Below are 15,503 nucleotides of genomic sequence, written 5' to 3' on the forward strand. Positions count from 1 at the left end.
TATTGAAGTAATATTTTGGAATGAGTTGTCTTATTTCTGCTTGCTTACAGCCTGTATGAATATCTCATTCATAGTGGGTATCACCTCTTCAAACTTACTGATGTTCGACAATGGCAGCATATAGTGGAGCAGGTCATTTACTTTCCTGCCTTCCTTTATCCTAAGCGTCAGTTGGGTATGATCATCTGCAATTGTTTCCGATAGTGCGGTAAAAGGCGCATCGCTACCCACTTGAACACCCTGTCCTTCATACTCTATGATGTAGGTCCCGGTGCGGAACTGGTTTCTTATTTCTTTCACCTTACCATCCAGTATCTTATGCGACAGGTTAAGCAGCGCTATAGAATCACATAGCTCTTCCACACTTTCCATACGGTGGGTAGAGAAGATGATGGTTGCGCCATTGCGGTTCAATTCCAGTATCTCATTCTTGATTATTTCGGCATTTACAGGATCAAAACCGGTAAACGGCTCATCAAGTATGATCAGTTCCGGCTCATGTATCACAGTAGCTACAAACTGCGCCTTTTGCTGCATCCCTTTCGACAGCTCTTCTATCTTCTTTTTCCACCAGCTTTCTATCTCCAGTTTTTTGAACCACTTGCGCGCTCTCAGTTTAGCTTCTGCCTGGCTAAGTCCTTTCAGCTGCGCCAGGTACACTATCTGCTCGCCGATCTCCATCTTTTTGTAGAGTCCGCGTTCCTCGGGCAGGTATCCTATCTGGGCTATATGGTGCTGATTCAGCTTTTCTCCATTAAACAATACCTCCCCCAAATCGGGAGCGGTGATCTGGTTTATGATGCGGATAAGTGATGTTTTACCGGCGCCATTGGGGCCTAGTAAGCCAAATACCTTTCCTTTTTCTATTTCCATGCTTACACCCGATAAAGCGCGGTGCCCCGCATATTCTTTAACGATGTTCCGGATACTGATCATGAGGGGAATTTTTAGGTGTTTAAATGTGTGTTATCTATTAGTAGTGCGAGTGTTGTATTTATTACACGGGCACGGATTTTTTTTAAAAATACTTCAACCCAATATCCAACGTCTTGTCTTTCCCCGAAACCGTGAATGATGATCCATTGAATTTGGGCGCACTGGTCATAGGTAAATTGTTATTAGATGCACCATAACCCTCCTTGGGGATGCCAAAGAAATTGGTATTCAATTTACCATCGCCGTTTTCGTCATGTATCACCGCTACTGCGTAAGTGCCGGGAGGTATTTTCTCAAATTGTATATTCCTCAATCCTTTCTGCGCCTTCACCACCTTACTTGCCACCGCCTTTCTTGCATCACCCGGAAATGCAGAAGCATTTGAGAACAACAAGACACAACACACCCCGTTCGAATTTCTTACGTTATTTATATTAACGGTAATGGTCGATTGTGCCTTCGAGGAACCCCCGATCAAAATAGCTGAAATAAATAATGTCAATATTCTGATGATCATGATCTGCCGTTGAGGGAAGGTGAGATACACGGTAAAAATGCGAATATCCGGCTAATAAAACGAACAATGCATCTTAATTCTTTCCTAAAGATACTACGCGGTCAACTATCACTATCTTTTCACCACGCTCAAATTCAAATAGCTTTGTACCTTTAGTCCCCGCAATATAACGGAACACCTAAATAAGAAATACTATGTCTCTCGAAACAAGAGTAATGGATGACTTGAAGATAGCCATGAAGGCAAAAGACGAAGCCGCTCTGCGCACACTGCGCGCTATCAAATCTGCAATCATCATCGAAAAGACTGCCGAAGGCGCAAGTGATGTGATCACCGAAGCGCAGGAAGTGAAGATGCTGCAAAAGCTTGCCAAGCAGCGCCGCGATTCCCTCGAGATATTCACCAAGCAAAACCGTGAAGATCTTGCCGTAAAGGAGCGCGAGGAACTGGCCATCATAGAAAAATTCCTGCCGGAGCAAATGTCTCCTGAGCAATTACATAAAGAAATAAAGGCCATCATAGAGCAGGTAGGCGCTAAATCTCCTGCCGATATGGGCAAAGTTATGGGCGTTGCCAGCAAACAGTTGGCCGGCAAAATAGATGGAAAGGCTATCTCTGACGCGGTAAAACAATTACTGGCATAAGTGGCACTTGATGTAACCGGTCTCATCATCATCTTGTTATTCTTTATCCGTGGGTATACCCGCGGACTCATTGTTGCGGCATTTTCAGTGATCGCTATACTCCTTGGGGTATTGTGCGCACTGAAACTGTCGCAATCTTTTGCTGCATGGCTTTTGCTCAAAGGCTACATGACATCGGCATGGGCACCTATGCTCAGTTACATCATCTTATTTGTGGGCGTGGTACTGGTAGTCAGGCTCATTGCCAAAATGCTGCAAAAGGCGGTAGAAGGTATGATGCTGGGCACGGTAAACAAACTTGCCGGCGGGCTCCTTTACGCCTTCCTCGGCGCTGTGCTGTGGAGCTCCATCTTATGGATAGGCGGCCGCATGAACATGTTCTCTCCCGAACTTATCGCCTCATCTAAAACATACACCTGGCTCTCCGGCCTTGCACCATGGTTCTTCGGCTTTGCCGGCAATCTACTCCCCTTCGCCAAAGACGTATTCGCCAACCTCCAGCATTTCTTCGATCAGATCAATAAGAAGTAACGGAAAGTCCGAACGCACCCTACCCCACTATCCTCACTATACACTGCACATCTTTTTCATTAAGGTACACCTCTACACAATATCCGTTGGGGTCAATGCCCGGCTGCATTAATAAGTGCTGGAAGGCACTGCCTATTGACCCTATGTCTTGCATAAAATTTTGTATAGTCACGCTCACATAATTCCCTCTTTGTATAATAAGAGTTTGCAGTCCTTGCAACTGCGCCTCCGCTTCATCACGCACTTCCACTGCAGCCTTGTAACTTATTGCCCCGTCATTCTCCGGCCTCGATAGTCCGTAGAATTTTCTGTTTTTGTCTGTACCGGGGAAATGCAGATGCAACTGCTCGTGCACAGCCATCACTCGTTCAGGAAAAGAACTGGCCTGTATGTATGCTACAAGTATGTCGTTATCAATTGCTATCGTCTCCATAGATCATAATTTAAAATAGATTAAAGGTAGTAGCAACAAAGCGCAGCGAAGCAGTAGTTATGCGCCAATTAAAGGGGTCAATGCGATGTCGCAATTTACCTTAAAATGACATTCTGAGTAATCCCGCCCCAATTTGCACCCCGTTAGCTATAATTGCGGCAATGTTTGCGTTATTGATATCTGTTAACGCGATCGTAAATTAAAAATCAGGGTATTCCCCCAGCTAAAGTTACAATCACTTGTATTTTATATACCTATTCATCCTCTATTTGCTTTGAGTATTGCCTGGTGCAGCTATACAAGTACGCATATGGCACAGTTTTTCAAGTCTGTAGAAAAAATAATCAATAATTAAAAAGACACAGTCATGAAAAAACAATTACTCAGCGCCTCCCTCGCGCTTATGGCATTCAGCCCCGTTTTACGCGCCCAGCATGCTATGGTCGGTTTAACAAGTTCTAATTCCATTTTTACAATGGCTAATGCTTCCAGCCCCTCCTCTATCAGCGGGCCGTACTCGGTTGCAGGTGTAGCCTCGGGACAGATATTAGTGGCTATGGATTATCAACCATCTACAGGCAAGCTATATGCCCTGGGATATGATTCTGCAGCTACTATGGCCCAGTTATACACTATTACCAATAGCGGCACCGCTTATACGGCCAACGCCGTTGCACCTGCCACTCCGTCCATTCATCTGGGCTCTACTACCAATGCGTCATTCGACTTTATATCGACGCTGGATAATCAGATCCGCATAATGGGGCGCAATGGCAACACCTACCTTATGAATACCAATAACGGGTCTATTGTAAGTACCGGCACCGGCGCTACTTCATTCGCATCTACTGATGTTCATGGACTGGCTGGCAATCTGATAACAGGAACAGCGTATACTAATAGTTTTTATGGTGCAGATGCTACTACCCAGGTAGGTTATGATGCCGTAAACAATGTATTGGTGTCGTTCGATGCGGCTTCATTTGCAAATGGCTTTGATAATGAGCATTATACACTTCATTCTATAGGCCTGTCTACCGGTGCTATTATTAGTAGCAGCGCCAGTGTGGGTATGGATGCAATTTATGATACAACTACCAATGCAAATATGATCTACATGTCTGCATCAAGTGCATTGGGCACGCACCTATACAGCTATAACATGGCTACAGGCAGCGCCGGCACAATGACTGACTTAGGTGCCATCGGTTCCGGTTCTTTATCTGCAAAGGATATTGCCTTCCCTGTTTATCGCGACTCTACTTCAGCAATCACAGGCCACCTTATTACCGCGTTGTCACTTAACCATCGCAACATGTTGTTCCTCGATTCTGATCACCCGAGCAACATCCGCCGTATGATCAGATTGGCAGGCATATCAGCGGGTCAGACCATGGTGGCCATAGATTACTCAGCTTCCGGCACCTTGTATGGTCTGGGTTATAATTCAGTAGGTCACTCTTATCAGTTATACACTATAGATTCAGCTTCGGGTAGCGCAACAGCGGTTAACACCAGTGCTATAAGCCTTGACCTCGGCTCAGACGATGGTTCAGGTGTGTATGTAAACGTTGGTTTCAGATTCATTCCTACAGACAACAATCAAATAAGGGTGATCGGCAACAACGGCACAGTAAATGTTCGCATTAATGCGGCCACAGGTACTATTGTAGCTACAGATGCAGCTACACAATATGTAACCGGCGATGCTAATGTAGGTGCTTCGGCCAATATTATATCAGTAGCCTATACAGGTTATAATGGCGATGCAACTACTCAGATGTTTGGCTTTGATGCCAACACAGGTGCTATGATCAAATTCAACACAGGTAATGGCACAATGGGTTACGGTAATGGTTCAAGCGGATACATCAACACAGATATCAGCCTGAATACTATTCTTTCTTTGCTGGTGCACAATACTACCTACAATAATGCCCATATGAATATCGCTTTCGATGAAGCAGCTGACGCTAACTTTGGTTTCATGGCGGCTAACTATTATGGCGACAGTGCCGTGCAGGGAAACTATTCTGTACTGTATGATATGAATGCTGCTGTTAGTGGTTATCACAAGGGTACTTCCGCTACAGATCCTACACCGGCCGGCCAGATTGGCTATGGCACTCCGGTAAAAGACATCAGCATGAGAAGGGCTTATACAGGTGTCGGTCCGTCTTCAGTAACTAACATTAGTTCAAACAACGACCTTACTGTATATCCTAACCCTGTATCTGCAAGCACGCGTATAGTATTGCCCAACACAGGTATAGGCACATTGTATATCGATGTTGTAGACATGGCAGGTCACATTTACCACACTTCACAAGATGCAAATGGCATGAGCGCAGTTGACTTCGACATGAGCACATATGCACCGGGCGACTATACTCTTAATGTATATGGCCTTGATGGTATCATGCATCATGTACGTGTTATAAAACTGTAATTCAAACAACAAGTCAAAAATTCCAATATATCAGAGCCGTACCGAATTTTCGGTGCGGCTTTTTTGTAACAGGGATGATGTTTAACCCCCACCTTACTATACTTGGAATATCTGTGTCTAAAAACATATCCACAGAAAATCACCCTACCCAAAGCCTTGCCCACAGCACATTACATGCTACGCAGACGTAGCCTTTTGTGAATATCTTTATTTTAGAAATCCATTTCCCTATATTAATTTGCACCTGATTCAGGTGAAAATCTTTTCGCTCTTTGACATATAGACCCTTATTACATCATTATGCAATTCCCCCAAATGTCATGGTAAACCGCGCCTAACCACAACAATTGCAAGAATTGCCGGTTCTAGGCACTGGTCCTCGTTTGTAACGAGGATCGATCGGCAGGGCGTTTGTAACGCCCGTGATAAATCAATGTGTAACCTAATTAGGGACGAGGTAAGCAAAAAAAGTGGCAACATGTGGCAGAAAGTAGCAGAAAGTGGCAGAAAGTAGCAGTTTGTTAAAATACCCCGAAACGGCTATCCACAGTGCATTACCGCCGAATACCCCTATACAAAACTGCCACTTTCTTGAAAAACTGCCACTTTTCATTTTCGCTAAAAGTAACACCGTGTTCGCCGCTGTTGCGTCTTCTGACCAACAGCCATCAGGCCGGCTCTTTTTACTGTCGCAAGAGTTAGCGTAGCGCTCTTGTGACGACAAAATTTAACGGATCTCTGACCCGAACATCAGGCTGGATCTTATGAACACCGCTATCGCTATTTCACCCTCGCTCTTCGTTTATCGGGCACGATCGGGCATATCCAAAATTCACAACAGCATGAAAAACAAACAATTAACACCGATCCATGCCCGATTAGAATTTTCTGTTTCATCAGGCATGATATAAAAATGCCTACACAATCCTCCTGTTCCTGAAATCCTGACCATCTTGATTCAGATAATCAGCATCGGGCACGATCGGGCATAGACATTTTACATAACACATTAACTATAAATAATTTATGACATCTGCATGCCCGATTATATTTTTCACACTCATCGGGCATAAAACAAAAAACTACGTCGAGGTAGAGCCGCCTGACTATTATATCCAACAAGTTACTTTCAATCTGTCTTTTTTTTATACTTTCATTGTGCCATTAAATCTGGGGCAAATTTTATGGTCATTATGGATCAGGTGGTTGAGTTTTTTAGTGGGATATTAGATACATCATCCTGGCCGCCGCGCTGGCATTGCGGCCGCTGGACCGATTTTCACGGATGGTTGTACATCATCAGCGACCTGCTGGTATTCTCAGCCTACTTCACTATGCCGGTACTTATAGTGCGGTATATAGCCAAACAAACCAGTGCACGTTTCCATAAGATCTATTTCCTCTTTGCGGCATTCATCCTGGCCTGCGGTTTTACCCATCTGTTAGATGCAATTACCTTCTGGCATCCCGTTTACAGGCTCAGTGCCATTGCGCGGTTTATAACAGGTATCATCAGCTGGGTTACCGTGTATTACCTGATCCGCCTTTTGCCCACGGCTTTCTCCCTTAAAACTGCCGCTGAACTGGCAGGAGCTACGAATAAAGACAGCCGAGCTGGAAATGAAAAATGCCGAGCTGGAAAAATTTGCCTACGTGGCCTCTCACGACCTGCAGGAACCACTAAGAAAGATCAGGACATTCATATCCAGGTTGCAAGGGGAGAATACGGAACTTGCAGGCAACGGGGCATTATATCTAAGCAAGGTAGATCATGCCGCGGCAAGGATGAAGAGGCTTATAGATGACATACTGGCTTTTTCGCAAATAGCTACTGCTGAAACCAAACTCATTTACAGCAAAACCGACCTGAATGATGTGCTGAAAACAGTGGGCAGTAACCTGGAGGTGATCATTGAAAGTAGTAGTGTGGTAATTATACCGGGGAAAATGCCTGTTGTAGATGCGAATGGCACACAAATGTGCCAGCTGTTTCAGAATCTCATTGCCAATGCTATAAAATTTGCCGACCCTGCCCGCCCGCCGGTTATCAGTATTAACGCATCAATGATAAGAGGTGCCGATATAATTAACGATGATCTTATAAGGGCGCACTTTAAATTCTCGGGCAGTGAAAAAAGATTCTGGGATGCAGAGCAGTTTTACAAGATCACCTTTTCGGACAATGGTATTGGCTTTGAAGCTAAATTTGCAGACAGGATCTTTGAAACATTTCAACGACTGGAGAAAACCCATCAGGGAACGGGTATAGGACTGGCCATTTGTAAAAAGATAGCGGAGAACCATCATGGACAAATATATGCGGAAAGCGAACCGGGCAAGGGTGCTGTGTTCACTGTAATACTGCCCGTTTCGCAAACAAATTTTGAATAAAAAACACTGCACAATGCACATGTCGAGGATAAAATATTACTTACTGGTGCAGGTATTGCTGGCAATACTAGCCAATCATACCCATGCTCAACTTGCAGACGATAGCCTGAAGAAGTTGATAGGCCTGAGGTACGAGCAGTCGCTGAATCATTCGGCAACTGCAGAAGAGATAATAGGCGGCAGATACTATGGCAATGCATACGAAGTGTTTAAAGGCTATTTCCCGCATATAAAAGTCTTCTCCTTTCTGCCGGGGCGCTCTGCTATAAATGGGAACAAGGTGACTTGCGAGCTATGCCCCAAGCGGCACTTTGCCGTTTATGTGAAGTCGGGCGAGCAGGTTGATGTAGAAAATCCGCCGGCCTTCAACAGGCTGATGACCCGGTCGGACATTGCATTTACCAATACCGACAAAGCCTATTGCTACCTTATATTGAATGATATGGCCAATGGGTTTCTGATATCGCCTGAGCAATATCGAAAAGCACTCTTCAAAGGATCTGTACTGCTGGAATCAAAAGACTTTTACGACTGGGATTTCTGGAGCTACAACAAGTTTGCACGGGTGCAGTACGGGTTTAAGTATGATGAACGCCGCCAGCACTATTTAGACGCATCTAACAGGTCGGTCTTCTACATAGGCGTGGCTAACGATGTGAACGGCGAAAAACAAATGATCATTCACCAGTTCAAGTTTGATGACCGCAACCGCCTCAGTAGCCATGTGATGTTTCCCGATGATGAGAATTCGTGGACGGAGAATGGGATTTAGTGTTTGAGGGAAAAGATCTGGAGGTAAAAAATGCAACAGCAAAGAACATTTGTAGTAGGCGATATACATGGGGCGCTAGCGGCTTTGCAGCAGGTAATAGCTGCGCTGAAACTAAAGGACAATGATCAACTTATATTTCTTGGAGATTATGTAGATGGATGGCCGGAATCGGCACAGGTAATTGACTACCTCATAGAACTGGACACTCAATATGACTGCATCTTCATAAAAGGTAACCATGACCTGTGGTGTGCGGAATGGCTGAATGGTGGTGCACCTGATACTACCTGGCTGTTCCATGGCGGCATAGCCACTGTAGATAGCTATAAAGGGATAAGTGCGGAACGAAAGCTCAAGCACATTGCGTTTTTCAATAAGCTCATCAACTATTACGAAGACGACCATAGCAGGCTGTTTATTCATGCCGGTTTTGCCTCTATGCACGGCCCCTCCAAAGAGCCTTTTGAGAGCAACTACTCATGGGACAGAACATTATGGGAAGTGGCCCGGACTATGGATACCCGCATAGCGAAAGACTCAAAACTTTACCCTAAGCGGCTACTGCTTTACGATGAAATATTTATAGGCCATACCCCTACACTGTACTACGATGTTGAAGAGCCCATGCAGGGCTGCAACGTATGGAACATAGATACCGGCGCCGCCTTTTACGGCAAGCTCAGCGCCATGAACGTTGACACTAAACAATACTGGCAAAGCCTCATTGTTCAGGAACTTTATCCCGGTCATAAGGGGAGGAATAAATAGTGTTGGTGCATTAAAAAAGCCCCCGATCACAGACCGGGGGCTCAACAAAATAATGCTATTGTCTAGTCAGCAAGCACTGCACCGTCTTCTTTGGCTTTGTACTCTTTCACCTGCTCCAGTGCATCTGGTATTACATCACTAATGATCACTATGAAACTATCCTTTATCGCATTCTTCATTGCGAAATCAATAGCCTCGGCTTCCTTCTTGATCACTGTTATCTTCTTCAGCGGATCAACAGAATGTATACCCTTGGTCATCAAACCAATGATCTCTTCTTCCGTTCTGCCACGCAGGTGTTTATCCTGCCTGATGATGATCTCGTCGAATATCTGTGCAGCAGCCTCACCCAGTGATATGATGTCTTCATCTCTTCTGTCACCAACACCCGCTATCAGACCTACTTTCACAGATGCGTTCACAGAATTCAGGAATTTACCTATAGCCCTAAGTCCATGAGTATTGTGTGCATAGTCGAGCATCACGGAGTAATTGCGGAAGTGGAACATATTCATACGGCCCGGTGTTTGCGCCGGTGATGGTACAAATGTCTGCAGCGCTTCACGAATGTCTTCCGTCTTAAAGTCCTGCACGTAAACGGCCAGTGTTGCCGCCAGTACATTGGCAATATTGAATTCAGCCATACCCGAGAAGGTAAGCGGAATATTGGTCACCTTTTCCACTCTAATCTTCCAGCTACCCTTCAATATAGTTATATAGCCATGCTCATAGATAGCCGCCAGGCCGCCCTTCGCACAATGCTTGATGATCCTTTCATTATTTTCACTGAGCGAGAAGTAGGCCACCTTGCAAGACAGATCTTTGTGCATTTCATATACCAGGTCGTCATCGGCATTCAATATCGCATAGCCGTTAGGGAACACTGTATTGGCAGCAACTGCCTTTACCCTTGCCAGCTTTTCTATGGTATCGATACCACCCAATCCCAGGTGATCTTCGGCCACATTGGTAACCACAGCTACATCGCAATTGTGGAAGCCAAGACCTGCACGCAGTATACCGCCACGGGCACACTCCAGTACAGCATAGTCTACCGTAGGATCTTTCAATACAAACTCAGCAGAAACAGGCCCTGTACAGTCGCCACGCATCATTATCTGATTCTGAATGTACACACCGTCGGTGGTAGTGTAACCTACCTTAAAGCCCATTTGCTTTACAATGTGTGCAATAAGGCGGGTAGTAGTTGTCTTACCATTTGTGCCGGAAACAGCTACAATAGGTATACGTGCGCTGGTGCCAGGAGGGTACAACATATCAATAACCGGCTCGGCCACATTCCTTGGCAATCCTTCTGTAGGATCAAGGTGCATACGGAAACCAGGAGCCGCATTTACTTCCAGTACAGCACCACCGCTTTCTACCAATGGAGTAGACAAGTCATCGGCCATAATATCTATACCGCAGATGTTAAGCCCAATGATACGTGCAATACGCTCTGCCATAAATACATTGGTAGGATGCACATAGTCGGTAACATCGGTAGCGGTACCGCCGGTGCTAAGGTTAGCTGTTGGCTTCAGCCACAGTTCTTCCTTGTCGGCAATAACGGTTTCCAGGGTATAACCCTTCTTAGCCAGCATATCCATGGTAAAGTCATCGATCTTAATAGCGGTCAGTACCTTTTCATGTCCATAACCACGACGCGGATCCTGGTTCACTATATCTATCAGCTGCTGCACGGTATGTTTGCCATCACCTATGACGGCGGCTGGTGTACGCAATGCTGCAGCTACAAACTTGTAGTTCACAACAAGCACACGGAAGTCGCGGCCTGTAATGAACTTTTCGCAGATAACGGCACGGCCATAAACCTTAGCAGCCTTAAGGCCGGTTACAGCGTCTTCCCAGTTGCGGATGTTGGTAGTAGCACCCTTACCATGATTGCCGTTTACCGGCTTGGTAACAATAGGATAGCCGATCTTATCAATAGCGGCCTGCAGGTCTTCCTCATCATAAATGATACGTCCGCGAGGAACCGGTATCTCTGCTGCTTCCAGCAGGTTTTTGGTTTCTTCCTTATCGCATGCAATCTCTACAGCTATACTGCTTGTAGTACTGGCAATGGTAGCCTGCACCCTGCGCTGATTTACACCATAACCCAGCTGCACCAGCGAGTGGCGGTTGAGCCTGATATATGGTATCTTTCTTTTTATCGCCTCATCTACTATAGAGCCGGTACTAGGTCCAAGACGTTCGTCCTCACGTATCTCACGCAGGTTCTGAATGTCGTCAGCCAGATCATAAGGGATATTGTCTACCAATGCCTGTGCTATCTTCACAGCTGCCTTAGCGGTATAGATACCCGCTTTAGCTTCCTGGTAAGAAAATACAACATGGTATATGCCCGGGTCTGAAGTTTCGCGGGTACGGCCAAAGCCTGTGTCCATGCCGGCAAGGGTCTGCAGCTCAAGTGCAATATGCTCTATGACATGGCCCATCCATGTGCCTTCTTTAATGCGGGTATAAAAGCCACCTGGCACACCTTCTGAACAGCGGTGGCTATAAAGTGAGGGCATGAGTGCAGATATACGATCTATAAATCCGGGAATAGTATCTGTAGGGCGCTGTTCCATCTCTTCGAGATCAAGCACCATGACTATAAGTTTATGTCTTGTTGAGGACCAGTAGTTAGGCCCGTTCATCGCTTTAATTTCTACTATTTTCATACATCGCAAATGTTTAGTGTATTAAGGTAACTATTTTATTGAGGAATACAAATAAACGGTTCCAATATATTTTATTTTAATTGCAGGTTATGGCGATATTATTTTGTGATAAAAAAAGATACGTAAACCTAATTTTGTATTATTGTTCATCACCCTATCATTGGTATGCACATATTGAGTTTCGTTTTTATTGCTTTTGCCATAGGGGTAATAACAATCTTTTGTGGTTTTATACTTACCGTTGTAGCATGGGTAAATGACTTTGCCAAACTGGAAAAGGTGGGTATTTATATTACCCTGGCAGGTGCTTTTATGCTGCTGATGGGTATAGGCTCGTGTACGCGTTACCTCAGCAGTTGAAATTCATTTAGTTTTACACCCCAACAATATAATTTTATGAAGCGGTTTCTTTTTGTCATTATGGCGCTCGCCATCAGCATGGCCTCTTATGGCATCAACAAAAGTGAGCAAGCCATCCGAGCCATGCTCACAGCCCAGGTAACAGAATGGAACAAGGGAAACATAGAAGGGTACATGCATGGCTACTGGGAAAATGACAGCCTGCTGTTCATAGGCTCTAAGGGGTCGAGATATGGATATGACGTTACCTTAAAGAAATATAAAGAGGCCTACCCCGACCTTGCACATATGGGGCAGCTTACATCGGTGATCACCCGTATGGAAAAGTTGTCGGGCAAATGCTACTTTGTGGTGGGTACGTGGGCGCTGAAACGTAGTGCCGGTGATGTAGGTGGCAGCTATACACTGCTGATCAAAAAGATAAAAGGACAGTGGGTGGTGGTTGCTGATCATAGTAGTTAGTAGATAGTCATAAGTCGTAAGCGGTTCAAGTTGTTTCCATTGGTCAGAAAATCTATAGCATTAGGTACCCATGCTTTTTAATTCGTTGCAGTTTTTAGTCTTTTTCATGGTGGTAACGCTGCTCTACTACCGCATGCCGCAGCAAAAGCAGCGGGTGTGGTTGCTGCTGATAGCCAGTTGCTATTTCTACATGAGTTTTGTACCCAAGTATCTGCTGATATTGGCGGGCACAATAGTGATAGACTATGTGGCGGGTATTGTTATTGGTAGCAGCGAAGGCAGGAAGCGTAAAGCGTGGCTCACGGTTAGCATCATAGTGAACGTGGGGATACTCGTGTTCTTCAAATACACCAATTTCTTTCTCGATACTGTTGCACCGGCCATAAAGCCATTGTTCCCCCATGCGCACATACCCTACCTGGATATTGTGCTGCCCATAGGTTTGTCATTCCATACCTTCCAGGCTATGAGCTATACCATAGAGGTGTACAGAGGGAAGCAACCACCTGAGCGGAACTTTATTGTGTATGCGCTCTATGTTATGTTCTATCCGCAGTTGGTAGCCGGGCCAATAGAAAGGCCGCAGAATATACTGCCACAGCTACATGAGCGGAAGGAATATAAATGGGACAATGTAAAGGAAGGTCTTGCACGTATGTTGTGGGGATTTTTTAAGAAGGTGGTCATTGCCGACCGGCTATCGCTGGTAGTAGATTATGCCTACGGACACACAGGACTATCGCCATGGGCTATGTGGGTGGGGGCTATGTTCTATTCCTTTCAGATCTATTGCGATTTTTCGGGCTATTCAGATATAGCGTTGGGTGCAGCGCGGGTGATGGGTGTAAAGCTGATGGAGAATTTTAAGCAGCCTTATATTTCGCGCAGCATTACTGAGTTCTGGACACGCTGGCATATCTCCCTTTCCTCCTGGTTTCGCGACTATGTGTATATACCACTGGGCGGCAGCAGAAAGAGCGAAATAAGAAGAAAGATCAATGTGTTTATAGTATTCCTGCTGAGTGGTATATGGCATGGCGCCAACTTTACGTTTATCATATGGGGTATGCTGCATGGACTGCTTGTTACGCTGCTACCTAATAGAGGTAGTAAGAAAGCAAGGCTATGGAGTGCTGTATTGTTTGGCATCATCAATTTTCTGGTCGTAACGCTATGCTGGGTATTCTTCAGGGCACAGAGTGTGGGGGTGGCTATCAGTTATTTGAAGGGTATGTTCGCAATTGGTAAAGGGGTTACTTTCTATGGACTGAACACTATGGAAATGTGGTTGTGCGTGCTGCTGGTAGGTATACTTATGGTGCGGGAATATAAGTTCAGAAGGCACCTTATACGCAGTGATGCGGGCTTTGCGGCATATTGTGCGGTAATGGTTGCAGCATGCTATTTCCTGGGTGTATTTGGCGAAAACCAGTTTATATACTTTCAATTCTGACGCTATGAAAAAGATACTCTCATGGATATGTATAGTGTTTGGTTTGGCAGTGCTGGTCTTCGGTACTTCATCCGAGCTATTTAATTTTGTGCACGGCAAGAAGTATTACCAGAACAATAAAAGCTGGTGGGGAGAACATCATAGTGATAACGGCGACCTGGTGAATATGGCTTATCTCGATGATATCAATACATTCCGATCACCTAAAGACTATGTGTTTACAACACCTGCTGATACCGGGGCAAAGAACATAGATCTGTATGTATGGGGCGACAGCTACCTGGAAGATGTACCGGAAAAAGCATTTGCCCATGTAGCCAATTATCACTTTGGGCGAACATACTATGAAGAACTGCATTATAAGCTGGACAAGAGCAAACGTAATGTGCTGATCATTGAGACCAGTGAAAGGTTTGCAAGGCCATATTTTAGCTACAGAAGCATTTACAATTCAGTATCCCGCGAGAAAGACACCGGAACAGCAATTGGTGCTACTTTTAAGGTTACTAATAGTTATGCCGCCTTAGGTATAAATGTGGGTATTGAAGATTTTTTTGAAGGGCATATTAACCAGAATCTTGAGTTCCTTCTCTTCAATTATAACTTCCTCAATAAGCCCCGATTTCTGAAAGCTGATATGAACTATCTGCTCTTCAACCGTGGCTCGGGGAATGTTGTAATATCAGATAACGGCAGGAATTTGTTTATCAAAGAAACAATTTTACCTAAGCACGGCTATAGCAGTTATCAGGTACTCCCCAACAGCGATATAGACTGGTTCGTAAAGGAGTTTGATAGTGTTTATGATCATTATAAGGCTGAGGGTTTTGATGAGGTGTATCTGTCGGTTATCCCTACCCCGGTAACCATACTACAACCGGCACGCTACAATCATTTTCTGCCCAGGGTAAGTGCTCACCCCAACATGAACATGCCACTCATAGACCTATACCCCATCTTTAAAAGCGACGCTAACCCCAGCCGCCTCTACAGATCCGGTGATACACACTGGAATAACAATGGCATGCAGATATGGTTGGGCATGGTGAATGAGGTATTGAGGAAGGAGAGCGGGATGCACTAATATTCTTTTTTCT

Annotated in this window: 16 protein-coding genes; 11 read left to right on the top strand and 5 right to left on the bottom strand. The window is 45.0% G+C overall.

The window, feature by feature from the left end:
• Positions 1-30: 30 nt before the first annotated feature.
• Both CJD36_RS07795 and CJD36_RS07800 read right to left on the bottom strand, forming a co-directional pair.
• Complete coding sequence (locus CJD36_RS07795; protein WP_105038566.1) at positions 31-936, bottom strand: ABC transporter ATP-binding protein; 906 nt, start codon at positions 934-936, stop codon at positions 31-33.
• Between the two features lie 82 nt (positions 937-1,018).
• Positions 1,019-1,453, bottom strand: a complete 435-nt coding sequence (locus tag CJD36_RS07800) for a DUF2141 domain-containing protein (RefSeq protein ID WP_105038567.1) — start codon at positions 1,451-1,453, stop codon at positions 1,019-1,021.
• Positions 1,454-1,647: 194 nt separating this feature from the next.
• Here CJD36_RS07800 and CJD36_RS07805 point away from each other — a divergent pair, with 194 nt between their 5' ends.
• Together CJD36_RS07805 and CJD36_RS07810 are read left to right on the top strand one after the other, a co-directional pair.
• Positions 1,648-2,097: a GatB/YqeY domain-containing protein gene (locus tag CJD36_RS07805; protein WP_105038568.1), complete on the top strand. Its 450-nt coding sequence runs from the start codon at positions 1,648-1,650 to the stop codon at positions 2,095-2,097.
• Entirely contained in the window at positions 2,098-2,628 is a 531-nt protein-coding gene (locus CJD36_RS07810) for a CvpA family protein (RefSeq protein WP_105038569.1), read from the top strand.
• A 19-nt stretch (positions 2,629-2,647) separates the two neighbouring features.
• Here the strand turns inward: CJD36_RS07810 and CJD36_RS07815 are convergent, their stop codons facing one another.
• Entirely contained in the window at positions 2,648-3,061 is a 414-nt protein-coding gene (locus CJD36_RS07815; protein WP_105038570.1) for a transcriptional regulator, read from the bottom strand.
• A 367-nt stretch (positions 3,062-3,428) separates the two neighbouring features.
• Between CJD36_RS07815 and CJD36_RS07820 the strand changes: the two genes are divergently transcribed.
• Positions 3,429-5,510, top strand: a complete 2,082-nt coding sequence (locus tag CJD36_RS07820) for a DUF4394 domain-containing protein (RefSeq protein ID WP_105038571.1) — start codon at positions 3,429-3,431, stop codon at positions 5,508-5,510.
• Positions 5,511-5,952: 442 nt separating this feature from the next.
• On the opposite strand, the gene CJD36_RS23215 is transcribed toward CJD36_RS07820, so the two are convergent.
• On the bottom strand, positions 5,953-6,234 hold the full coding sequence (locus tag CJD36_RS23215) for a hypothetical protein (protein ID WP_161499248.1): 282 nt from the start codon (positions 6,232-6,234) through the stop codon (positions 5,953-5,955).
• A gap of 469 nt (positions 6,235-6,703) precedes the next feature.
• On the opposite strand from CJD36_RS23215, the gene CJD36_RS23680 reads away from it, so the two are divergent.
• The 4 genes from CJD36_RS23680 to CJD36_RS07835 are packed head-to-tail and all read left to right on the top strand — an operon-like array spanning position 6,704 to position 9,441.
• Positions 6,704-7,315 (top strand): hypothetical protein, encoded by a 612-nt coding sequence (locus CJD36_RS23680; RefSeq protein WP_240609322.1) that lies wholly within the window; start codon positions 6,704-6,706, stop codon positions 7,313-7,315.
• Positions 7,200-7,901: a sensor histidine kinase gene (locus CJD36_RS07825; protein ID WP_394337886.1), complete on the top strand. Its 702-nt coding sequence runs from the start codon at positions 7,200-7,202 to the stop codon at positions 7,899-7,901. The genes CJD36_RS23680 and CJD36_RS07825 overlap by 116 nt, the downstream gene beginning before the upstream one ends.
• A 19-nt stretch (positions 7,902-7,920) precedes the next feature.
• On the top strand, positions 7,921-8,673 hold the full coding sequence (locus tag CJD36_RS07830) for a hypothetical protein (protein WP_133162545.1): 753 nt from the start codon (positions 7,921-7,923) through the stop codon (positions 8,671-8,673).
• Between the two features lie 30 nt (positions 8,674-8,703).
• On the top strand, positions 8,704-9,441 hold the full coding sequence (locus CJD36_RS07835) for a metallophosphoesterase family protein (protein WP_105038574.1): 738 nt from the start codon (positions 8,704-8,706) through the stop codon (positions 9,439-9,441).
• A 62-nt stretch (positions 9,442-9,503) separates the two neighbouring features.
• Here CJD36_RS07835 and cphA read toward each other — a convergent pair whose 3' ends face one another.
• Positions 9,504-12,131 carry a cyanophycin synthetase gene (cphA, locus tag CJD36_RS07840; protein WP_105038575.1) on the bottom strand — a complete coding sequence of 876 codons (2,628 nt, stop codon included), beginning with the start codon at positions 12,129-12,131 and terminating at the stop codon, positions 9,504-9,506.
• Positions 12,132-12,296: 165 nt separating this feature from the next.
• Here cphA and CJD36_RS07845 point away from each other — a divergent pair, with 165 nt between their 5' ends.
• The 4 genes from CJD36_RS07845 to CJD36_RS07860 all read left to right on the top strand — a co-directional run bounded on the left by CJD36_RS07845 (position 12,297) and on the right by CJD36_RS07860 (position 15,490).
• A complete protein-coding gene (locus tag CJD36_RS07845; RefSeq protein WP_105038576.1) occupies positions 12,297-12,491 on the top strand; it encodes a hypothetical protein in 195 nt (64 codons plus the stop codon).
• 36 nt (positions 12,492-12,527) lie between these two features.
• The gene (locus tag CJD36_RS07850; protein ID WP_105038577.1) at positions 12,528-12,953 is read left to right on the top strand and encodes a YybH family protein; all 426 of its coding nucleotides are present in this window, start codon (positions 12,528-12,530) and stop codon (positions 12,951-12,953) included.
• A 106-nt stretch (positions 12,954-13,059) separates the two neighbouring features.
• Complete coding sequence (locus tag CJD36_RS07855) at positions 13,060-14,406, top strand: MBOAT family O-acyltransferase (protein WP_240609324.1); 1,347 nt, start codon at positions 13,060-13,062, stop codon at positions 14,404-14,406.
• 4 nt (positions 14,407-14,410) lie between these two features.
• The gene (locus CJD36_RS07860) at positions 14,411-15,490 is read left to right on the top strand and encodes a hypothetical protein (RefSeq protein WP_105038579.1); all 1,080 of its coding nucleotides are present in this window, start codon (positions 14,411-14,413) and stop codon (positions 15,488-15,490) included.
• Positions 15,491-15,503 lie beyond the last annotated feature (13 nt).

Source organism: Flavipsychrobacter stenotrophus, from assembly GCF_002954265.1.
GTDB classification, from domain to species: Bacteria; Bacteroidota; Bacteroidia; order Chitinophagales; family Chitinophagaceae; genus Flavipsychrobacter; species Flavipsychrobacter stenotrophus.